The sequence below is a fragment of the Pedobacter sp. PLR genome (assembly GCF_026239675.1).
Lineage (GTDB): Bacteria > Bacteroidota > Bacteroidia > Sphingobacteriales > Sphingobacteriaceae > Pedobacter.
In genome coordinates this window covers 58,507-77,819 of the sequence record NZ_JAPIVQ010000007.1, presented here as the reverse complement: position 1 = coordinate 77,819, position 19,313 = coordinate 58,507, and the positions used below count along the sequence as shown (strand labels likewise).

19 protein-coding genes and 1 tRNA gene are annotated in these 19,313 nt (G+C 41.8%); 6 read left to right on the top strand and 14 right to left on the bottom strand.

The annotated features are described in order from the left end of the window. Positions 1 to 129 precede the first annotated feature (129 nt). Positions 130 to 203 (bottom strand) — tRNA-Asn (locus OQX61_RS17800). Positions 204 to 524: 321 nt separating this feature from the next. Between OQX61_RS17800 and OQX61_RS17795 the strand changes: the two genes are divergently transcribed. Next, complete coding sequence (locus OQX61_RS17795) at positions 525 to 935, top strand: BrxA/BrxB family bacilliredoxin (protein ID WP_265843152.1); 411 nt, start codon at positions 525 to 527, stop codon at positions 933 to 935. A gap of 101 nt (positions 936 to 1,036) precedes the next feature. Here OQX61_RS17795 and cdaA read toward each other — a convergent pair whose 3' ends face one another. Together cdaA and folP are read right to left on the bottom strand one after the other, a co-directional pair. Further along, positions 1,037 to 1,828 carry a diadenylate cyclase CdaA gene (gene cdaA, locus OQX61_RS17790; protein ID WP_265843151.1) on the bottom strand — a complete coding sequence of 264 codons (792 nt, stop codon included), beginning with the start codon at positions 1,826 to 1,828 and terminating at the stop codon, positions 1,037 to 1,039. Between the two features lie 27 nt (positions 1,829 to 1,855). Further along, the gene (gene folP, locus OQX61_RS17785) at positions 1,856 to 2,713 is read right to left on the bottom strand and encodes a dihydropteroate synthase (protein WP_265843150.1); all 858 of its coding nucleotides are present in this window, start codon (positions 2,711 to 2,713) and stop codon (positions 1,856 to 1,858) included. A 56-nt stretch (positions 2,714 to 2,769) separates the two neighbouring features. Between folP and OQX61_RS17780 the strand changes: the two genes are divergently transcribed. The 4 genes from OQX61_RS17780 to OQX61_RS17765 are packed head-to-tail and all read left to right on the top strand — an operon-like array spanning position 2,770 to position 6,034. After that, positions 2,770 to 3,312, top strand: coding sequence for a DUF1599 domain-containing protein (locus tag OQX61_RS17780; RefSeq protein ID WP_265843149.1), 543 nt, complete (start codon positions 2,770 to 2,772; stop codon positions 3,310 to 3,312). Then, positions 3,312 to 4,463 (top strand): BT_3928 family protein, encoded by a 1,152-nt coding sequence (locus OQX61_RS17775; protein WP_265843148.1) that lies wholly within the window; start codon positions 3,312 to 3,314, stop codon positions 4,461 to 4,463. Before OQX61_RS17780 ends, OQX61_RS17775 begins: the two co-directional genes overlap by 1 nt. Positions 4,464 to 4,466: 3 nt before the next feature. Further along, complete coding sequence (locus tag OQX61_RS17770; RefSeq protein WP_265843147.1) at positions 4,467 to 5,525, top strand: ABC transporter permease; 1,059 nt, start codon at positions 4,467 to 4,469, stop codon at positions 5,523 to 5,525. 2 nt (positions 5,526 to 5,527) lie between these two features. Then, entirely contained in the window at positions 5,528 to 6,034 is a 507-nt protein-coding gene (locus tag OQX61_RS17765) for a shikimate kinase (RefSeq protein ID WP_265843146.1), read from the top strand. Here the strand turns inward: OQX61_RS17765 and OQX61_RS17760 are convergent. After that, entirely contained in the window at positions 6,031 to 6,429 is a 399-nt protein-coding gene (locus OQX61_RS17760; RefSeq protein ID WP_265843145.1) for a hotdog domain-containing protein, read from the bottom strand. The two genes, OQX61_RS17765 and OQX61_RS17760, sit on opposite strands and share 4 nt — an antisense overlap. Before the next feature lie 71 nt (positions 6,430 to 6,500). Further along, complete coding sequence (locus OQX61_RS17755; protein ID WP_265843144.1) at positions 6,501 to 6,950, bottom strand: DoxX family membrane protein; 450 nt, start codon at positions 6,948 to 6,950, stop codon at positions 6,501 to 6,503. Positions 6,951 to 7,765: 815 nt separating this feature from the next. Here OQX61_RS17755 and OQX61_RS17750 point away from each other — a divergent pair. Beyond that, on the top strand, positions 7,766 to 8,425 hold the full coding sequence (locus OQX61_RS17750) for a TetR/AcrR family transcriptional regulator (protein WP_265843143.1): 660 nt from the start codon (positions 7,766 to 7,768) through the stop codon (positions 8,423 to 8,425). Here the strand turns inward: OQX61_RS17750 and OQX61_RS17745 are convergent. From OQX61_RS17745 to OQX61_RS17705, 9 genes are all read right to left on the bottom strand, one after another. Then, positions 8,418 to 9,218 (bottom strand): tRNA pseudouridine synthase A, encoded by an 801-nt coding sequence (locus OQX61_RS17745; protein ID WP_265843142.1) that lies wholly within the window; start codon positions 9,216 to 9,218, stop codon positions 8,418 to 8,420. The two genes, OQX61_RS17750 and OQX61_RS17745, sit on opposite strands and share 8 nt — an antisense overlap. Before the next feature lie 4 nt (positions 9,219 to 9,222). Next, positions 9,223 to 11,181 (bottom strand): beta-N-acetylhexosaminidase, encoded by a 1,959-nt coding sequence (locus OQX61_RS17740; RefSeq protein ID WP_265843141.1) that lies wholly within the window; start codon positions 11,179 to 11,181, stop codon positions 9,223 to 9,225. A 77-nt stretch (positions 11,182 to 11,258) separates the two neighbouring features. After that, on the bottom strand, positions 11,259 to 12,674 hold the full coding sequence (gene dacB, locus OQX61_RS17735) for a D-alanyl-D-alanine carboxypeptidase/D-alanyl-D-alanine-endopeptidase (protein WP_265843140.1): 1,416 nt from the start codon (positions 12,672 to 12,674) through the stop codon (positions 11,259 to 11,261). A 100-nt stretch (positions 12,675 to 12,774) separates the two neighbouring features. Next, entirely contained in the window at positions 12,775 to 13,767 is a 993-nt protein-coding gene (locus OQX61_RS17730) for an aspartate-semialdehyde dehydrogenase (protein ID WP_265843139.1), read from the bottom strand. Between the two features lie 289 nt (positions 13,768 to 14,056). Further along, entirely contained in the window at positions 14,057 to 14,929 is an 873-nt protein-coding gene (locus tag OQX61_RS17725) for a sugar phosphate isomerase/epimerase (RefSeq protein ID WP_265843138.1), read from the bottom strand. 10 nt (positions 14,930 to 14,939) lie between these two features. Next, the gene (locus OQX61_RS17720) at positions 14,940 to 15,821 is read right to left on the bottom strand and encodes a TIM barrel protein (RefSeq protein ID WP_265843137.1); all 882 of its coding nucleotides are present in this window, start codon (positions 15,819 to 15,821) and stop codon (positions 14,940 to 14,942) included. Continuing rightward, positions 15,821 to 17,059: a nucleoside permease gene (locus OQX61_RS17715; protein WP_265843136.1), complete on the bottom strand. Its 1,239-nt coding sequence runs from the start codon at positions 17,057 to 17,059 to the stop codon at positions 15,821 to 15,823. The genes OQX61_RS17720 and OQX61_RS17715 overlap by 1 nt, the downstream gene beginning before the upstream one ends. A gap of 73 nt (positions 17,060 to 17,132) precedes the next feature. Then, positions 17,133 to 17,828, bottom strand: coding sequence for a DUF1080 domain-containing protein (locus OQX61_RS17710; protein ID WP_265843135.1), 696 nt, complete (start codon positions 17,826 to 17,828; stop codon positions 17,133 to 17,135). A gap of 34 nt (positions 17,829 to 17,862) precedes the next feature. Continuing rightward, positions 17,863 to 19,308, bottom strand: coding sequence for a Gfo/Idh/MocA family oxidoreductase (locus tag OQX61_RS17705; RefSeq protein WP_265843134.1), 1,446 nt, complete (start codon positions 19,306 to 19,308; stop codon positions 17,863 to 17,865). Positions 19,309 to 19,313 lie beyond the last annotated feature (5 nt).

Sequence of the window (19,313 nt, the reverse complement as noted above, 5' to 3'; positions counted from 1 at the left end):
TTCTATAAGAGATTGTCTAAAAAAGCGGCGAATGCAGTATCAGTATGAATTATTTTTGCGCCGGGAGAATCTGGGTTTTAGGCTAAAAAAGAAGGGCAAGCGACCGTTTAAACGTGCTTGCCCTTTATGCTCCCGAGACTGGGCTCGAACCAGTGACCCTCTGATTAACAGTCAGATGCTCTAACCAGCTGAGCTACTCGGGAATCCTTCGATTCAGAGATTATTAGTGTTTTTGAAAACTTAAATAATTCCCTTTTTTTCGGTGTGCAATATTAGGAGTTTTTCTCCGATTATAAAAGTACTACCGTAAGTTTTTTTTAGATTTTGAATTAAGCCCTTAATTCTGTGTGGATTAAAATTCAATTTTTATTTTCAGAAAACCTGCGAAATGATGCTGAGGGCCATTAAATGGATAAAATCAAAGTAATTTAAAGGTAAAATCAGGACCATTACCCCGGTATTTCTTTGATGCTAATCCCCGTTGCTGTACATTTGTATGGATTAACGAATTAAAGATAGAAAATATGTATCCTGAATATTTAGTAGAACCAATGCGTGCAGAACTTACTAAAGTAGGTTTTGCAGAAATGAAAACTGCAGCTGATGTAGACAGTGCAATTACTGCTGAAGGTACCGTGTTTGTAGTGGTAAACTCTGTTTGTGGTTGTGCAGCAGCAAATGCTCGTCCAGCAGCAAGATTAGCAGCAGCTAATGAAAAACATCCTGATAGATTGATTACCGTGTTCGCAGGTATGGAAAAAGAGGCAGTAGACAGAGCAAGAGGTTATATGATGCCTTTCCCTCCATCTTCTCCGGCAATGGCTTTATTCAAAGATGGTAAATTGGTTCACATGATCGAACGTCACCAGATTGAAGGCAAACCAGCACAAATGATCGCTGATAGCTTAATCGGTGCTTTTGAGCAATATTGCTAATCAAACAAAATATAAAAGAACAGGGGCTGGTTTCAAAGAAATCAGCTCCTGTTCTTTTTGTGGCAAGCTTCATTGCTCACAAAATCTCTACTGCATAAGATCTAAAAATCCTTGTTCAATAGTTTTTCCAGCTCTCCGAAAGAGACATTCATCCTTACCCTTCCTTGTTTCGCATAGGCAATTTCTCCGGTTTCTTCGGAAATGATCACCGCAACCGCATCCGTAGTTTCCGAAACACCGATACCAGCTCTGTGGCGTAAACCAAATTGTGGCGGGAGCTTGTCATTGTCTGTCAAAGGCAAAATACAACTGGCACTCTTGATTTTATTTTCTGCAATCACCACCGCACCATCGTGCAGCGGACTATATTTCTGAAAGATACTTTCCAGCAGTCTTTTTGATATTTTTGAATCAATAATCTCGCAGCTATTGGCGAAAAGCTGATCGTCATAAAACTTGACAAACACGATTAAAGCACCTGTCCTTGATTTTTTCATGCTCTTGCAGGCATCAATAATGGGCTTAATACGTACTAAATTGTCTCTTTCTATGTTTTTGCTGCCAAATAGGTAACCCCACCAGGCCTTATTCTGCTGTAAAAAGGTGTTTTTCCCAATTAAAAGCAAGAAACGCCGGATCTCCGGCTGGAAAATCACAATCAAGGCGATGATCCCCACACTCATAAATTTGTTGATAATGGTAGAGAGTAACCTCATGTTGAGCTGCTCTACCGCAAACCAGATGATCAGAATGATCAGCATTCCCAACAGTAAATTGACCGCCAGTGTGTTTTTAATCAGGTTATAGATATAATAAATAAGGAGTGCGACAAATATAATGTCCACCACATCCGTTAATGATACTCTTAGAAAATCGAAATCAAATCCTTTCATTATGCCCAAGTTAGGTATTTTTTGATATTAATGTGATCTGGTCTTCTCCACAAGGGCAATACACTCCGCTGCGGCTTTCACATCATGCACCCTAAGAATTCCTGCACCCTTCATCAGGGCAATGGTATTCAGGATAGAGGTTCCGTTTAACGCTTGCTGTGGATCATTCCCTAAAAAGTTATAGATCATCGATTTTCTGGAGAAACCTACCAGTAATGGCAATTCGAAAATATCAAGGTCTTGCAGCTGGTTGAGCAACTGATAGTTTTCGTTTGTTGTTTTCGCAAAGCCAAAGCCCGGGTCCAGAATAATATCTTTTACCCCTAACTTTTTAAGTACAGCTATTTTTTCGGAAAAGTAATCAATCAGATCCAGTCCAATGTTCGAATAACCGGTTTGCTGCTGCATATTCTGTGGTGTACCCCTCATGTGCATCAGGATATATGGAACCTGTAAATCAGCAGCGGTCTGGAACATCGCTTCATCTAATTCCCCTCCGGAAATATCGTTGATCAGATGCGCTCCGGCCTCCACACTTTCCTTCGCTACTTTCGCCCGGAAAGTATCTATTGAAAGCCAGGCTTCAGGGAATTTTTTACTGATGATTTCTACAATAGGAACCATTCTGCTCAATTCCTCATCCTCGCTTACTTCCGCAGCACCGGGGCGCGAAGAATAAGCACCAATATCGATGAACTTAGCGCCCTCATTTAGAAATGTTTCCGTTCGTCTTAATGCGTCATCCGCATTGTCAACTCTGCTGTTATTATAAAATGAATCCGGAGTAAGGTTGAGGATTCCCATCACTGTTGGCTTGCTGATATCTACAAGCCTGCCTTGCAGGTTTAGTGTGGTTTTTGGGTTTAAAAATGTATCTTTAGCCATCGTATAAAACAAAAATACGGTATTTAAATAGCTTTAAACTAAATATTTTAATTGTTTTGGCAACAAACACATCTCAAGAATTCGATTCAGTAATTGCGGTTTGTAAATCGCTTTTTATAAAGAAAACAAAAGACTATGGAACAGCATGGCGCATACTTAGGCCATCCTCCATTACCGATCAGATTTTCATCAAGGCACAGCGTATCCGTACCCTGGAAGAAAAAAAAGTGGCTATGGTAGATGAAGGGATTATCCCTGAATATATCGGCATCATCAATTATTGCGTGATGGGAATGTTGCAGCTGGAATTTACAGAAGAAGATTCCTACGACTTGCCATTGGAGCAAGTGGAGCAGCTTTATGAGGAGAAAGTAACCCTCACCAAAGAATTAATGTTCGCTAAAAATCATGATTATGGGGAAGCCTGGAGAGATCTGCGCATCAGCTCCTTAACCGACCTCATCCTGATGAAAATTTTAAGAGTAAAACAAATTGAAGACAATGCCGGTAAAACATTGGCCTCGGAAGGGGTGGATGCGAACTACCAGGATATGCTAAATTATTCGGTTTTTGCATTGATTAAACTAGGACTAAAATAATGAATAAAATTGCCTTAAATTTTGCCAGAATATTTGTTGGAGTCCTGTTTATATTCTCCGGACTGATTAAAGCGAATGACCCACTGGGCTTCGGTTATAAGTTGCAGGAATATTTTGAAGTTTTCCATATGCCTTTTTTAAGTGGCATCGCTACCGGAATTGCCATCTTACTTTGTGTGATGGAAATCGTACTGGGCGCTTTACTGCTATTCGGATTCTGGGCTAAAAAGGTCACTTCGGGCTTACTGGCAGTAATTATCTTCTTTACCTTCCTGACTTTCGTCTCCGCATTTTTCAAAGTAGTGACTTCTTGTGGTTGCTTTGGGGATGCGATTCCTTTAACACCATGGCAGTCTTTCTCCAAAGATTTAGTGCTGTTGGTACTGATCGTTTACCTGTTCATCAACAAGGATTTAATCCGCCCGGTTACCACCAGCCGCAGCTGGCAAAGTGCCTCGCTGGCCATTGTACTTTGTGCTTCGCTGCTATTTAGCCAATATACTTACAGCAGGTTGCCGGTTCTGGATTTCCTGCCTTATAAAGTAGGGGCTAACATTCCGGAACTTATGGCTACGCCTCCGGGAGCTGAGCCTGATGAGTTCTTAATCATGTACAACATGAGCAATAAGAAAACAAAAGAGAAAAAGGTGATGAGCGACAAGGATTACCTGAAAACTGAAATCTGGAAAGATGAAAACTGGGAAATTGTAGGTACGCCTGAAAAGAAACTGATCAAAAAAGGATACGAACCGAAAATCAAAGATTTGCTGATCAGTGATGCTTCCGGTACCGATTATACGAAAGAACTGATAGAAAACCCTTATTATAACCTGATTTACGTAGCCTATAACCTAAAAGATACGGATGAAGAGGCGATGGCGAAGTTAAACGCATTGGCATTGAATGCCGCAGAACAATTCAACATCAGAACGGTTTTACTGACTTCCAATTCTGCGCAGGATGCACAGGCTTTCAGTAAAAAAATGAAACTGTTTACCGAAGTTTTTTATGCGGATGCCGTGCCTTTAAAAAGTATGGTAAGAGCTAATCCGGGCATAATTTTACTTAAAAACGGGGTCATAGTAGACAAATGGCATTACAATACGGTACCTTCCTTTGAAGTGCTTTCCGAAAAATATTTTAGTAAATAAGAGATGCTTTCCTACGCCCTCAAGAAGTTTTTCTACGGACTGGCGGTCATGCTGGGCGTGTTGAGTATTGTATTTATACTGTTTAATGTATTACCTGGCGATCCAGCCAGAATGACGATGGGGCAACGCTCTGATGTACAATCGCTGGAAGCTGTCCGCAAAGAATTTGGCCTGGACAAGTCCAGGCCAGTTCAGTTTTTGCTATACCTGAACGACCTTTCGCCCCTTAGTATCCATACCAACACTGCCGAAAACAAAGCAAAGTATCACTACCTGAAATTATTGCCTGTCGGGAAAGAGGTGGTCGTTTTAAAGTGGCCCTATCTCCGCAGGTCTTATCAGACCAAAAGAGAGGTGAGCACCATCTTAAGAGAAACTGTTCCCAATACTTTTGTGCTGGCTTTATCGGCCATGATTTTCGCCACCATTACCGGCGTTTTTCTGGGCGTAGTTTCTGCGGTACATAAAGATACCTGGATTGATAAGGCCGCTAACTCATTCGCCATTCTGGGGATTTCTGCTCCTTCATTTTTTGCAGGAATCATCATTGCATGGCTGTTTGGCTTTGTCTGGAGTGATTATACCGGCTTAAATATGTCGGGAAGCCTCTATAGTTACGATCCTTTTAAGGGGGAAATCATGACCTTGAAAAATCTATGGTTACCAATGATTACACTGGGATTAAGGCCACTGGCGATAATCGTGCAGTTAACAAGGAGTGCCATGCTGGATGTACTGGCTCAGGACTACATCAGGACTGCCAGAGCGAAAGGTTTGAGTAAGAATGCCATCATTTACAAACATGCGCTTAAAAATGCTTTAAATTCGGTAATCACCGCGATTTCCGGTTGGTTTGCAGGATTACTGGCTGGTTCTTTTTTCGTAGAATATATTTTTGGATACAATGGATTGGGGAAGGCTACAGTTACCGCACTGGAAATGTCAGATTTTCCGGTGGTGATGGGCTCAATTCTTTTTATTGCCTTTATATTTGTGGTGATCAATATTCTGGTAGACTTATTATATGCCCTTGTTGATCCCAGAGTTAAACTTGCTGAATAAAAATGAAAATATTTCTGATTGGATTTATGGGTTGCGGTAAAAGTACCTTGGGTAGAAAACTGGCAACTAAACTTGGGTATGATTTTATTGACCTGGATCACCAGATTGAAATGCTTGCGGGTATGCCTATCGGGGATTACTTTGCGGCCAATGGTGAACCGGCATTCAGGGTATTTGAAAGCAAAACGTTGAAAGAATTTAATTATCCGGACAACTGTGTGGTGGCAACCGGTGGGGGAGCACCCTGCTATTTTGACAACATGCAATGGATCAATGAAAACGGACTTTCCGTGTATATCGAAATGCCTCCCGCAGCTTTAGCGAAACGCCTGGAAAGCGGGAAGGATAAACGTCCTTTGTTAAAAGACATGAGCGAAGAAGAACTGATCGCTTTTATTACTGGTAAACTGGAAGAGCGTAATCCTTTCTATCAGCAGGCCAGGCAGACTGTAAGTGGCATCAGTCTTACGCCCGATGCCTTAAGAGTATTGGTTTTATCCGACGTTTAAAGGTCTTCTTTCTCAAACTGCTCTTCGATATATTTAATATGGGTTCTTCCATGTGCTGCCGGATTTCCATCCTCATCTACATTTACAAATACCATTTTATCGATGGTCAGGATACTTTTTCTGGTGATCTTGTTCCGCACTTCGCAGCGCATGGTTAAAGAGGTATTCCCGAAGTCAGTGGCAGTAATTCCCATCTCTATGATGTCTCCCTGTCTGGCAGAACTCACAAAGTTGATTTCCGAAATGTATTTTGTAACTACCCTCGGATTACTCAATTGTACGATCGCATAAATCGCGGCCTCTTCGTCGATCCAACGGAGCAAGCTACCGCCAAACAAAGTCCCGTTAGGATTCAGATCTTCTGGTTTTACCCATTTTCTAGTGTGAAAATTCATAAGCCTTATTTTGTTCAAAATTAATCATTTAAGCGCTCATGAATCTCAGATCGGTGTAAAAGAATCTTATTTTACCACCTCGGTTTTTTCTTCATTTGATAGTCTACGGAGTATGGTCCGGAGCCAATCACCCAGAATAAGATCAATAACATCAAAACGATGATGGAAAGCCATAGTTCTGAGTTTAAAAATGAAAATCCTCTGGACAGGTTAACGAAAAACACCGCACCCAACAGAATTGGAATCTGAATCACTACAGCAAACCTTGTTAGCAGGCCGAGCGCAATCAACAGGCCGCCCACCAGATGGACAAAGCCAATAATGTGCACCAGTAAACTGGCCATCATTCCTGAAAAACTATAGACATTATTTTGTAACAGTAAATCTTGTAAGGCTGCTGTATTGCTCACTATCGCAATGCCCTTACCAAATATCAGTACACCTAAAATAATCCGCACCGCATCCAGCCATTTGGCATGATGCAGGTCTCCCCAGTGCTCAATCTTTTGAATAACAGTCATGATATACCTCCTTGTTTTTAAAAATTGCTATTTGAAGTTAAGGAAAATAAACAAGATTACCAAGGGAGTTATGGCGGTAATTTCCTGTTGTTCAGTGTCTTATTTGCGTTCTGAATGTGGGCTTAAAATCAATGAAAATCAAATGGCCTTCAAGCTCAAAAACTGTGTTTTTACACTAATAGTGTTTTTTTATCTCTTTATTTTATTTTAATGCACTGATATACAGTGGTTAAAATGATGTAAAATAGTTTTCCATGTCACCACTTCGAGAGATTTTGTAGTTTATATTTGCTGTGTATGAATTAAAATATAATCCCCTATTATCTTGAAATTCTAATACATTAATCAACGTTCTCGAATTTTGTTGATTTACCGTTTTGCATTTGTGCGTTATTGCAAAACGGATGATTAGAACGCATGTTAATTCCATTCAATATGTCCCCCCTATATTGAATTATCCCCCTCCATGGCATTCGGTAGGAATGCCATGGAGTTTGTTTTTTCAGCCCTTTGCAGCTTTTGTATCTATTTATGAACTCTTTATAACAATTTATATATAAATATACCCTAATGAAAATCAGCTATTTGATGCTCCAGACTGTGTTTTTGTGGAACTTTACTTGCTGCTTTAACTAAATAAATAATTAATTATTATTATTTTTCCAAAGAATTCAAAGAGATTTTAAATTAAATTCCTTTTTATTGCATGGTTTTTGTGTTTATGCCTAATATTTATTTATTGTATTAAAATATTCTTCTACACCATTTCGTTTTAGCTATTTTCCATTTGTCCTTTATAAGAATTCCCCATTGATATGGTAAAAAAAGAACCCACAGAAGCAATTAAAAGCCGTTTATTGACGGAACGTAAGCTGATTAATGCAGTTGGTGCGATTATCAAGGCCAAAGGTTACCGCGCATTGGGCGTCAATGAAATTGCCAGAGAAGCGAAAGTGACCAAAAAGTTGATCTACAGGTATTTTGAAAATGTAGACCGCCTGATTGAAACTTATGTGATCGAAAAAGACTACTGGCTATCCTATAATAAGAGCATTTCCAGTAACATGGAAGGGATCAATAAAAAAAGCGTTTTAATAGAAACCATATCCACTCTTCTTGAAAAACAGTTTGAGTATTTCTGGAATGAGGAAGAGATGCAAAAGATTATTCTGTGGGAGATTTCCGAAAGAAATGTCCTGTTGGAGAGCATGTGTAAAGTGCGTGCGGAACAGGGGGAGCTATTGCTGGAAATGTCAGATCCTTATTTTAAAAACTCTCCGGTAAGCCTGAGAGGGGTATCGGCCCTGCTGGTTTCCGGGATTTACTATATGGTGCTTCATGCCAAGAAAAACGACAGCACCATCTGCGGACTGGACATTAAATCAGAAGCAGGAAGAGCTGAAGTACAAAAGTCCATCCGACACATTATCGAATGGGCATTTCAGGCAGGAAAAACTAAAAATAAAACTACTTAAAGGTCTCAAACTGGGGCTGTAGAATCGCCGAAAAGGTGGTTCTTGGTGGCAGGTCCAAATACGGGTAAGACACCTTAGACAAATATAACCCTTGCGGTTGGGCAGGGGTAATCAGTCTCGGTGTTTCTTTATTGATCAGATAATGCTCAAATTCATCTACACTCAATTCCCCTTTTCCGACTTTCAGTAACTGACCCATAATGATGCGGATCATTTTGCCCAGAAAGCGATTAGAAGAGATTTGGAAGCGTAAACGGTCTCCACTGCTGTCTACGGTTAGTCCAGCCGACTTCACATGACAGATCGTATGCTCGTACTTTTCCGGACTGGTACAGAAACCGCGGTAATCATTGTACAACGGCAATAATGCTGCGGCCTTTTTCATTTGATCGAATTGCAGGCCTTCCAGCAGATAAAAAGCACTCAATCCGTTTAGAAAAGGACTCTTATAAGTATGAATAAAATAATCATAACTGCGTTGCACGGCACCAAAGCGGGCATGGGGCAGGCCTTCCATAGGAATGATGTCAAAAACAGCAATACTTCCCGGCAGGACCTTGTTTAACCGGAAGATCAGGTCGAAATCCCAGGGCTGCTCAATGTCCATGTGAAAAAAGAACTGACTGGCATGAACATGCGCATCTGTACGGCCGCAACCATTGATAAATACCGGGGTTTTCAAAACCTGTGTCAGCGCATTTTCTATAACGCCCTGAACGTTCATTACTCCGGGTTGCTTCTGCCAGCCATTAAAATGAAGGCCATGGTAGCCTATATGTACGAAATACCTCAATGTCTTATCTTCTTGCTCTCTTGTTTAATTCTTCTATTGGCATATTCATCATTCTTCCAACCGGCTGTTTACCTCTGTACGTGATGACTCTTAACATTTTCGCATCTTTTGGCGGCGTTAATCTTTCCGTATACTTCGGATAAAAACGATCCGGAAAAGAGTTGTCAAAACTGTAATAGATATCCAGTCCTGCTACTTCTGTAGTCAAATCAATGACCAGCTGCTTATCGGCAGCTCTGCTCACCTTAAATATCGGATCATATACGCTAGGTGCATATTTGGTTTCCGCAATATCCAGCCTTTGAAAATGCTGCTCTACTCTTCCGAAAAAGTTCTCCCAGTTTTTCTTTTCTTTAGGAGACCATACCGATTCGGCAATAGCCATTCCTCTCGGCCAGGTCATGTATTCTGCCTGGCGGATATTGGTAACCTGTTCCGTCCATAGGTTGGCTTGTCCGCCTTTAATGTATTTTGGATCTACACCGGCAGGGATCGGGTCAAATTCATAAGCTTTACTCAAACGAAGCGAAGCATATACCCTTGGTTCCGTAATCTGATCGGCCTGCATATAATCCAGGTAGGCATAAGTACTCGGGCTCATCACCACCTCATGTTGTTTCATGGCTGCATCAGTACCATATTTCATACCTCTCCAGCTCATTACTGCTGCACTTGGGGACAAATCGCCATCCATGATCTCATCCCAGCCCATGAACTTTTTACCTTTAGATTCTACAATTCCCTGTACACGTTTTTCAAAATAACCCTGTACCTGGTGCATGTTCTTTAATCCTTCTTTTTGCATTAATGCTTTAACCGCATCACTTTTCTGCCAGAAGTTAAAAGGGGCTTCATCACCACCCATATGGATGTATTCGAAAGGGAATAGTGCGGCAACCTGCGTAATCACCGTATCTAAAAAGCTGTATACTTTCTCATTTGCCGGACAAAGGGTATTGTCTACCAATGCGGTTGGTGGCGCTCCTCTGGACCAGTCCATGATTCTTTCGCCGGAGCGTACACGGTAGTTTTCTGCGCCTGGCGTACAGGAAAGTTCCGGATAGGAAGCAATCGCTGCTAAACTGTGTCCGGGAACATCAATCTCCGGCATGATGTTTACAAAACGATCCTGTGCATATTGAATCAGTTCTTTTAAATCTTCCTGGGTATAAAAACCGCCATAAGTACGAGGTTCGTCTGCTGTAGGAGGGATGAAGTTTCCAAATTCTCCGGTTTTCTTCACACTCCAGGCACCAACTTCCGTTAGTTTCGGGTAGCCCTTGATTTCTATTCTCCAGCCCTCATCATCGGTGAGGTGTAAATGAAGGAGATTATATTTGTAGCGAACCATGGCATTGATGTATTGCTTAACCTCTTCTTTAGTGAAGAAATGACGCGCTACATCCAGCATCAATCCTCTCCAACCCACACGTGGGTAATCTGTGATTTCTACGCATGGTGCAGACCAGCGGACATTTGCTACCGGATCTTTACTTTCTATTTCTTTAGGGAACAGTTGTATCAGGCTCTGTGCGCCATAATATAAACCTGCAGGTTTATTGGCCCTGATCAGAATTTGATTTGCTTTAACTATCAACTGATAACCTTCAGTTCCTAAAGTCGGATTGGGTTTATCGTTTAAAATTAACCTGATTTGTGCATGATCTCCGGTATGTCCGCTAACAATGGATACATAAGCTCCGGTAGGGGTAGTCAATCGTTCCTGCAAAAAGCCGGTCACTTGTTTCATTTCCGTAATTGCCGGCGACTGGATCACTACGTTTTTCGGTAAAACGAAATGTCCATCCTGTTTGATCACAGAAACAGGTTCTGGAATGATGGCAATTTCGGTAGGAAGTGGGTTTGACGGGATCAGCTCAACAGCACTTTCAGTAAGGGGTGCCTGACTAAAACCAGCAACGCTGATCAGACCGCACAATACGAACAGGAATAATCTTTTCATAGCAGGGGGTAAGCGTATTATGTATTTAAAAACTCGCGCAATTTAACCATAAAAAGGCAGATAATCCGGCAATGACCTTACTTTAAAGCGTCAAGCACCTTGAACAGTTTCTTGTTAATGCCTGTTCCGGAGTAGTTATTGATGTTGATGACAATGATGTATTTGTTGCCCGCTCTATCGGTATGATAGCCGGCATAAGCAGAAACATCGGCTATGCTGCCACTTTTAAGCTTCATGCCATTGTTGTCCGGCAACGATTTATAGAAGTCCGGAAACCAGGCTTCTTTTTGTGATTGAAACAGGATTTCGGCCATTGCCATTGGCGTCACTCTGGTGGCTGGCGATAGTCCGCTGCCATCCGTAATGTTCAGCGCATGTTTGTCCAGGCCTTTTTCCGCCCAGAAATTGATCACTGTCTGTGCCCCATTTAGGGTAGTCGGTACTTTTCCTGTTTTCCAGGCCAGCGTTTTTAACAGGTGTTCCCCGTATAAATTAACGCTTTTTTTATTGAACCAATAGACGATTTCTGATAAAGCAGGAGAGGTAATAGTAATCAGTTTCTGCTGGATGGCAGGTACAGTTTGCTGATCTACGGCCATCAACCTTGCGGTGGTCGGCGGTAGTTGTGTAGGGATGCCGATACGGCTCAGCGTATCCTGTAAACGGTAAGCAGCGTCAAAAGCAGGATTGGGTACCGCTGTTGAAACCCCTGGTTTGGAAATCCCCAATGCCCAGGTTCCGCGAAGATAAGCAATGCTGCCATCGGGAGGGAGGTAGGAATAGGCATGATCTCCGCTACCTTCGGCACCGGCGGTCAGCTCATTCATGATTTTAAGGTATGGCATTTCCGGAACCACTTTTAAAATGGATACCGGTTTATCTGTGGATTTATTGGCTTTCAGGTGGATGTCGAACTGGTTTTCGCGCCAGCTGAGTGCTGACGAACCAGCACCATAATAATTGCCAATATCTTGCCAGATCCAGCCATCAGGCGTACTTTGGGTACCCCAGATACTGTCGTCTCCAATGATTTTACCGGTTATTTTTTTAATCCCTGCACGCTGAATGGCATTTACCCATTGTTGCAGGATGTAGTTTTCTTTCGTGTTTTCGTAGCGCCAGGAGCCCAGTGTAGGATCTCCACCGCCGACAATAATCAGATCACCTTCTAAGGTGCCATCCGGACTAATGTTGCCACTATAAGCCAGCGTAGTCTGGTATTGAAAATCTTTGCCCAGCATACTGAATGCCGTTGCCGAAGTAATGGTTTTTAAAGTGGAGGCGGTAGCCAGACCCAGCTCTTCATTTTTACCCAGTAATAGCTTTCCGGTACCTGCATCTAATACACAAAGACCGATGATCGCATGTTTCGCCTGGCCATCGTCTTTTAATACCTGATACGCTTGTTCCAGTTTTTCTACCGGACTTTGCGCATTTGCAATTTGTTGTAAAAGAATCAGGGATAACAGGGCAATTTTTCTGACAATATTCATGAAAAAGAATTAAAAGACTAAATAGCTATTAACGAAAAAATTGAGGTACAGATTGCCTTTTAGAGCGTTCCATACCTCAATCATTTTTTATAGATGCAGATTAAACCAGTTCTTTGCTCACCAGGTATTCTGCAATCTGTACCGCATTGGTTGCTGCACCTTTACGAAGGTTATCTGCAACGATCCAAAGGTTTACTGAGTTCGGCATAGATTCATCACGTCTGATTCTTCCAACAAATACTTCATCTTTCTCATGAGCATCTTTAGGCATTGGATATTTCAGGTTGGCAATGTCATCAACAACAACGATTCCCGGCGTATTGGCCAATAATTCTCTCAGCTCAATTACATCAAAGTCGTTTTCAAACTCGATGTTTACTGATTCAGAGTGTCCACCCATAACCGGAATACGAACCGTAGTAGCCGTTAAACGGATGCTATCATCGCTCATGATTTTGCGGGTCTCATTGATCATTTTCATTTCCTCTTTTGTGTATCCGTTTTCTTCGAAAACATCAATCTGAGGAATTACGTTTAAATCGATCGGGTATGCATAAGCCATAGGACCATCAGTGATGCCTTTACGCTCATTCATCATTTGCTCTACTGCTTTTACACCCGTTCCTGTTACAGACTGGTAAGTAGAAACAACAACACGTTTGATCTTATATTTATCATGTAATGGTTTTAAAGCCACTACCATTTGAATAGTTGAACAATTTGGATTTGCAATGATCTTATCATCAAGAGATAGTTCATGAGCATTTACTTCAGGGACCACTAATTTCTTAGATGGGTCCATGCGCCATGCCGATGAATTGTCAATTACTGTGGTTCCTGCCTCAGCGAAACGTGGGGCATGTGCTAATGAGGTGCTGCCACCCGCAGAGAACAAAGCAATATCAGGTCTCATTGAAATTGCAGTATCCATGCTTACAATAGCGTGCTTCTTACCCTTAAAAGTGATTTCTTTACCTACACTTTTTTCAGATGCAACCAGAATCAATTCGGTTAACGGGAAGTTACGCTCTTCTAACACTTTTAACATTACGGTACCTACCAGACCGGTGGCGCCTACAACTGCAATTTTCATTTTTTTAATTGGTTTTTTATAGTTCTTATTAATTTATAGTATTCAGTTTTGGTAATAAGTTCTCTGGCTTCATGGGCTTATTCCGCCCATATTTTTCAAATATGGTGAAATTTTTGTGCTTTTTGATGCTAAAGCACTCAAAACTTGCATTTTAATGCGCTTTAAAGATCAGCAGAGGCTGGTATTATAGCAGCTATTGATCTTTAAGGATTAGGTTACAGCCGAAAGGGCATAAAAAAAGGGAAGTAGTTTCGTAAACCACTTCCCTTGATATTTTAAGCTGTTATTCTTAAACCAATTCGCGACTTACGTAATCAAAGCTTTGCTTGATGCTGATAAAGGGATCCTTAGAGAAATTCTCTTGTTCCACGATAGCATACTTCAATCCTGCCTGTTTGGCATGTTTAAAGAAAGATTTGAAATCAATAGTACCCGTACCTACCTCAGTATTGATGGAATGGTTCGCTTTGTCCATATCCTTTACGTGCCACATTGGGAAACGTCCAGGGTATTTATTGAAGAAAGCAATCGGATCATTACCTGATCTTACTACCCAGTATAAGTCCATTTCAAACTTCACCAGGTTTTTATCGGTTTCTTCCAGCATGACCTCATATCCGGTTTTGCCATCATATTTTTTGAATTCAAAATCATGGTTATGGTAAGCCAGTTTCAATCCGGATTTCTTACAGATTTCTGCTGCCTGATTCAGACGCTCAGAAACTTTTTTGTAATCATCAAGGCTTGATCTTAAACTTTCGCCCATCCATGGAATGGTCAGGAAGTCCATTTTTAGTGCGCTTGCGCCTTCGATAGCGATTTTCAGCTCGTCCTGATTTCCGTCTTTTAAGAAAGAATCCAATCCAAAGTGTCCACTTGGTGCTTTCAGTCCGTTGTTATCCAACAGGCTTTTGAAAGCTTTAGCGTCCATACCGAAATAACCACCTTTTGCAGAGTATCCGTAAGTTTCCACTTCTTTATAGCCTGCTTTAGCTATTTTCTCAATTACACCTTTAGGGTCTTTACCGATCACCTCTCTCAAAGTGTACAGTTGTAGTCCTACTGGTTTTACCTTAGCAAAGGCATGCGCAAATGATGGAAACAACAGGGCTCCTGCGGCAGCCATACCTGCGTTTTTTATAAATGTTCTTCTAGAGTTCATAACTTTTGATTTATACGTCACAAATATTTACGGCGTCTCTCAGGGATTTGATTTTATCTTTATACTTAGGAATGAATTCCTGAGCCAGATAACCTTTAAATCCCGTTGCTAATATAGCTTTTATAATCGCGGGATAAAATAGTTCCTGAGTATCGTCTATTTCATTTCTACCGGGAACGCCGGCAGTATGGTAGTGTGAGATGTACTGATGGTACTTTTTAATGTTGCTGATCACATTGCCTTCATCGATCTGCATATGATAGATATCATACAGCAATTTGAAGTTTTCTGAGCCTAGTCTTCTGGCCAGTTCCGCACCCCATTTGGTGGTGTCGCACTGATAATCAGTATGGTCAACTTTGCTGTTTAACAATTCCATCACCAATACAACATTGTGTTTTTCGGCAAGGCCGATCACTTGTTTCAAGCCTTCCACACAATTGTTGATCCCGGTTTCGTCGTCTTTTCCACGGCGGTTTCCGCTAAAACAAATCAATTGTTTATAACCCGCTGCGGCAACTTTAGGAATCATTTCCGTATAGTTTTTGATCAGCGTAGCATGAAATTTAGGGTCATTCCATCCGTCCACAAGGTTGATTTCTGCACCATTACACATGGAAGAGTCTAAACCGTGCTTCTTTAAGGTAGGCCATCCTGCCGGACCCACAAGGTCTATTGCTTTAATTCCGATCTTTTTGGCTTCAACACAAAGTGCATCTAATTCCATATCGCCGAAACACCAGGCACACACCGAATGGTTTACATTTCCTTTCAGTGCCGTAGATTTATAAGGCTCCATAGCAAAGGTTGGCAATGTTGCCGAAACGCCTAAAGCGGCGGTTCCGGCAACGATGTTTTTTAATGCAGTTCTCCTGCTTAATTCCTCAGCCATTAGGCATTCAATTGAGCTTCCTCTTTTTTCTTGTCCGTAAAGAAAACAGCGAAGAGTAAGAAGACTACGAATGAAATTACGGAAGGAATGATCCAGACCATTTTCCAGTTAACTGTACCATCCGCAAGTTTATAAGTATCGGTGATGTATCCTGCAACAGCGAATCCAATTAACATACCTACACCGTAAGTTGCTAACGTGATCAGTCCCTGAGCAGAACTTTTGTATTTATCACCAGCAATAGAGTTGGTGTAAATTTGACCGGATACAAAGAAGAAGTCATAGCAAATACCATGAAGGGCGATACCAATGATCAGCATAAAACCTAAATCACCAGCGTTTCCATAAGCGAACAGCGCATAACGGACACCCCATGCCAACATACCCACAAGGATCGTTTTCTTAAAGCCAAATTTGGTAAAGAATACAGGAAGTAACAACAGGAACAATACCTCAGAAATCTGTCCAATCGTCATCTTTCCTGTAGGATCATCCATACCTACATGAGATAGGAAAGGGTGCGCATTCTGGTAATAGAAGGCCAGAGGGATACAGATCAGGATAGAAGAGACAAAGAAAATCGCGAAGTTTTTATCCTTTAATAGTTTTAAAGCATCTAATCCTAAGATTTCTGATACCTTAACTTTATCGCCGGCAACCGCTTTAGGAGGTGTTTTTGGTAAAGCGAAACTAAATAATCCTAAGATTACTGAGGCGATACCTGCCATTAGGAAGGTGTTTTTAAGCAATCCTTCTTTAGCGCCTTCGGCCGAATCCCAGTGGAAATAGAAACTGATTAATAAACCAGCAACAATCCATCCGATCGTTCCAAATACCCTGATGGTAGAGAATTCTTTTTCCGGATCTTTCATTTGATTGAAGGAAACTGAGTTAACTAAGGCCAGGGTAGGCATGAACAGAATCATGTAAGCCAGGACATACGGGTAGAATACATTGATGTCTGTGGCATTATACATTTGATACATGAGTACAGCGCCAATCAGGTGCAGCACACCAAGGATCTTTTCTGCGTTAAAATAGCGGTCAGCAATCAAGCCAATGATGAAAGGAGCAATGATGGCTCCCCAGGATTGGGTAGAAAATACGGATCCCGACTGGCTGCCTGTTGCGCTGAGGTTATACCCCAGGAAGGTACCCAGTGTCACAAACCATGCGCCCCAGATGAAAAACTCCAGGAACATCATGAATGACAATTTGATGCGGTTGTTAAGGTTCATTGTTTATTTCTTGTTTTATATTTTGGTTTATTTTTTAATGTTAACCGCGCCGCGCCGGGCCGCGACAATCCGGTTACAGTTCTTTAATCAGGATGTTACGGTACCAAACCTCATTACCATGATCTTGTAAAGCGATTTTTCCGGTCTTGAATGTAGCAAAACCTTTCCAGTTTGCAAATTTACTACCGGCAACCAATGCTTTAAACTGGTCGTCCCAAAGGGTAGTTTTCACTACTGTTACGCCATTTAATTTAAGCTCCAGTTTACCGTTTTTGCTGATAATCTCAGAAGTATTCCATTCTCCAACAGGTTTAACCGGCTCTGAACTGCTTTTAACCAGGTCATAAAGGTCTCCTGAACGGTGTTTGGTGATTTTTCCATCTGGATGACCATCATTGTCCAATACCTGCATTTCGAGACCAGTACTATAGGTAGCACCGTATTTTGCCTTGTCTTCATGAACATAAAAGATCACGCCGCTATTTGCTTTAGGCGCTACTTTCCAGTCGATCTTCAGGTGAAAATTACCATATTCCTTATCGGTGACTAAATCGCCGCCACCAGTCCTGCCAGACTTAGGGTCAAAATGAAGGGTACCGTCTACGACATTCCATTTCTCGCCAGCGGTATCCTGACCATAAGTATGCCATCCGGTAGTCGTTTTGCCATCAAACAGTTTGGTAAATCCTTTACTGCCGGATTGCGCATTGCTATTGCCTGCACCGATTACTGCGGAAAGCAGTATCGCTGAAAAAATATATGGTTTCATAGTTTTTCTTTTTAAGTTAAAAAAAGGGTGGTGTTTACCATCCTTTACGGTAGTCGCGTTTTACGAACTGGTTTACCGCATCAAAATTGGTGACTTTCATATTGTTGTTGTCCCAAAGTAATTTGATGTCTCTTCCAGGGTAAGTAGCTCTTCCTTTATCATTTTTCACCTGAACATCCGTTCCTCTGATGGCTAAATTCGCCATAAGTAAAGCTTCCGTCAGCGGGCCTGCAATGTCAAAAGGAGAACTTAATTCTTTCTTGCCATAACCGGCAATACAACCTTCTACCCACTGGGCATAATGGCCTTCTGCACCACCAGGAACGCGTGCAAACTTTGCAGGAACCTTAATGTCTTTATTTTTACTCAATGGTAATAAACGTGGATCTGCACTGTAAGTGCTGGCCATCATTTTTCCTTTGGTACCGATAAATAAAGTACCGTTTCCACCATCACCGAAAACTTCATTTGCTTCCAGTTCTTCTGGTCTTTCCGGCTGAATACCGCCGTCCATCCAGTGAACTACTACATCACCTTTAGTTTTATTGGTTTTAGGGAATTTTAAAGTCACGTGACTGGAAGGAGGACAACTATCAGGGAAATAACCACGTTTAAATTCATCCACATAGACAGAGCCTACACTAGCTTGAACTTCTGTAGCATATTTCAGGTTTAGCATGCTAAATGGAGCTTCCAACAGGTGACAACCCATATCGCCCAATGCACCTGTTCCATAATCCCACCAGCCTCTCCAGTTAAACGGAACCAGTTTGTTAACGTAATCTTTGTAAGGAGCAGTACCTAACCATAAATCCCAATCCAGGTCTTTAGGCACTTCTGCTTTATTAGCAGACCATGGAATACCTTGTGGCCATACCGGACGATCTGTCCAGGCATAAACCGTATGCACATCACCGATTAAACCAGCATCATACCATTCTTTCATTTGTCGCGGGCCATCATTTGAAGCGCCCTGGTTTCCCATTTGGGTGACCACTTTGTATTTTTGCGCTGCTGCGGTTAACGCACGGGCTTCGTGAATATCATGTGCCAAAGGTTTCTGAACATACACGTGTTTACCCAGTTGCATCGCACCTAACGCAATAATCGCATGACTATGATCGGGGGTCGAAACCGACACCGCATCGAAGTTTTTGTGCTCTTTGTCGAACAATTCACGGTAATCCCTGTAGTATTTTGCTTTCGGGAATGCCTTGACGCTGGCCGCAGCCCTTGAATCGTGGACATCACAAAGAAAGCCGATGTCAGCTTTCCCACTTTTGTAGAAATTCGCAATGTCTGATTGTCCTTTTCCTCCTGCACCGATTCCGGCGATAATCAGGCGGTCACTAGGCGCTATAAATCCTGGTCCGCCTAAAACATGACGGGGAACAATCATAAATGCCGAAGCTGCAATTGCGGTGGTTTTAAGGAAACTCCGTCTTGACGAAGTTTCCTGGTTTTTATTGGTTTCTTCCATGGTTT

Coding starts and splice junctions, on each gene's coding strand:
- OQX61_RS17715 (WP_265843136.1), bottom strand. CDS start 17,059: ATGAACCTTAACAACCGCATCAAATTGTCATTCATGATGTTCCTGGAG.
- OQX61_RS17730 (WP_265843139.1), bottom strand. CDS start 13,767: ATGAAAATTGCAGTTGTAGGCGCCACCGGTCTGGTAGGTACCGTAATG.
- OQX61_RS17795 (WP_265843152.1), top strand. CDS start 525: ATGTATCCTGAATATTTAGTAGAACCAATGCGTGCAGAACTTACTAAA.
- OQX61_RS17765 (WP_265843146.1), top strand. CDS start 5,528: ATGAAAATATTTCTGATTGGATTTATGGGTTGCGGTAAAAGTACCTTG.
- dacB (WP_265843140.1), bottom strand. CDS start 12,674: ATGAATATTGTCAGAAAAATTGCCCTGTTATCCCTGATTCTTTTACAA.
- OQX61_RS17725 (WP_265843138.1), bottom strand. CDS start 14,929: ATGAACTCTAGAAGAACATTTATAAAAAACGCAGGTATGGCTGCCGCA.
- cdaA (WP_265843151.1), bottom strand. CDS start 1,828: ATGAAAGGATTTGATTTCGATTTTCTAAGAGTATCATTAACGGATGTG.
- OQX61_RS17770 (WP_265843147.1), top strand. CDS start 4,467: ATGCTTTCCTACGCCCTCAAGAAGTTTTTCTACGGACTGGCGGTCATG.
- OQX61_RS17750 (WP_265843143.1), top strand. CDS start 7,766: ATGGTAAAAAAAGAACCCACAGAAGCAATTAAAAGCCGTTTATTGACG.
- OQX61_RS17740 (WP_265843141.1), bottom strand. CDS start 11,181: ATGAAAAGATTATTCCTGTTCGTATTGTGCGGTCTGATCAGCGTTGCT.
- OQX61_RS17720 (WP_265843137.1), bottom strand. CDS start 15,821: ATGGCTGAGGAATTAAGCAGGAGAACTGCATTAAAAAACATCGTTGCC.
- OQX61_RS17775 (WP_265843148.1), top strand. CDS start 3,312: ATGAATAAAATTGCCTTAAATTTTGCCAGAATATTTGTTGGAGTCCTG.
- OQX61_RS17710 (WP_265843135.1), bottom strand. CDS start 17,828: ATGAAACCATATATTTTTTCAGCGATACTGCTTTCCGCAGTAATCGGT.
- OQX61_RS17755 (WP_265843144.1), bottom strand. CDS start 6,950: ATGACTGTTATTCAAAAGATTGAGCACTGGGGAGACCTGCATCATGCC.
- OQX61_RS17760 (WP_265843145.1), bottom strand. CDS start 6,429: ATGAATTTTCACACTAGAAAATGGGTAAAACCAGAAGATCTGAATCCT.
- folP (WP_265843150.1), bottom strand. CDS start 2,713: ATGGCTAAAGATACATTTTTAAACCCAAAAACCACACTAAACCTGCAA.
- OQX61_RS17705 (WP_265843134.1), bottom strand. CDS start 19,308: ATGGAAGAAACCAATAAAAACCAGGAAACTTCGTCAAGACGGAGTTTC.